The sequence below is a fragment of the Halorubrum sp. SS7 genome (assembly GCF_005435055.1).
GTDB classification, from domain to species: domain Archaea; phylum Halobacteriota; class Halobacteria; order Halobacteriales; family Haloferacaceae; genus Halorubrum; species Halorubrum salinarum.
Window position 1 is genome coordinate 1 of the sequence record NZ_SGXV01000154.1, and the last position, 879, is coordinate 879.

Here is an 879-nt window from a genome sequence, read left to right on the forward strand (position 1 = left end):
GCTGGGTTCAAACTATGAAACCAAGCAACCAATCCAACGCGGACGACAGGGCAGTAAGTCCCGTCATCGGCGTCATCCTCATGGTCGCGATTACCGTCATCCTGGCGGCCGTTATCGGGACGTTCGTTCTCGGACTCGGCGATCAGTTAGGAGACACCGCGCCGCAGGCAAGTTTCGATATCGAAAGTTCATCTGATACAACGATTGCTATCACCAAAACGGGGGGGCAGGCTATTCCAATAGACGATCTCGTCTTAGCTGTTGACGGCACAAGGTACGAGAATGCTACAACCGTTGCCTCAGGTGATTGGCAAACTGGTCAAACAGTAACTTATACCGAAGGAAGCCCCGCTTTCCCGGATAATGATGATCTAACGGTCCAGCTCATCCACGATCCGAGTGGGAACGTGATCTTTGAGGGGACGGCAGACCTCTCAGCCTAATCGGAACGCCGCTATCTCCATCGGCTTTCTATTTTTGTTCTGCATCGCAGCCCGAGCACGTCAGTGTTGAACTGCTGGACTGTAACTGGATCCAACTCTTCACGAGCTCTGTGGAAGTTTTCTTTTGATTGAATCAGGTGAGCGAGCGCAGCGTCAATTACCACATTCATCGGTGGGCCATCATCCGGACCGCTCGCCACAGTCTCGCTCGCCTTTTCGAGGTGCCGTTCGAGCTCGTCGGTGATCTTGAGACTGGTTCGTCGGCTCATGTATATCACATCGTGTGTGCCGGGGTCCCGATCCCGTCGTTCTGGAGTAACTGAACCGGCACGTGTTGAAGTGATACCCACGGATCGACCACAATCGCCGTGGCCGCCACCCACAACACAAGCGATTTCTATGTACCTCGCGCACCGATCAGGCCGAGCGAAGTACG

Annotated in this window: 2 protein-coding genes; one reads left to right on the top strand and one right to left on the bottom strand. The window is 54.3% G+C overall.

What is annotated here, in order from left to right; translation table 11 throughout:
• Positions 1-14 precede the first annotated feature (14 nt).
• The gene (locus EXE44_RS17290; RefSeq protein ID WP_137706373.1) at positions 15-443 is read left to right on the top strand and encodes a type IV pilin; all 429 of its coding nucleotides are present in this window, start codon (positions 15-17) and stop codon (positions 441-443) included.
• A gap of 11 nt (positions 444-454) precedes the next feature.
• On the opposite strand, the gene EXE44_RS22125 is transcribed toward EXE44_RS17290, so the two are convergent.
• Entirely contained in the window at positions 455-712 is a 258-nt protein-coding gene (locus EXE44_RS22125) for a hypothetical protein (protein ID WP_137706372.1), read from the bottom strand.
• Positions 713-879 lie beyond the last annotated feature (167 nt).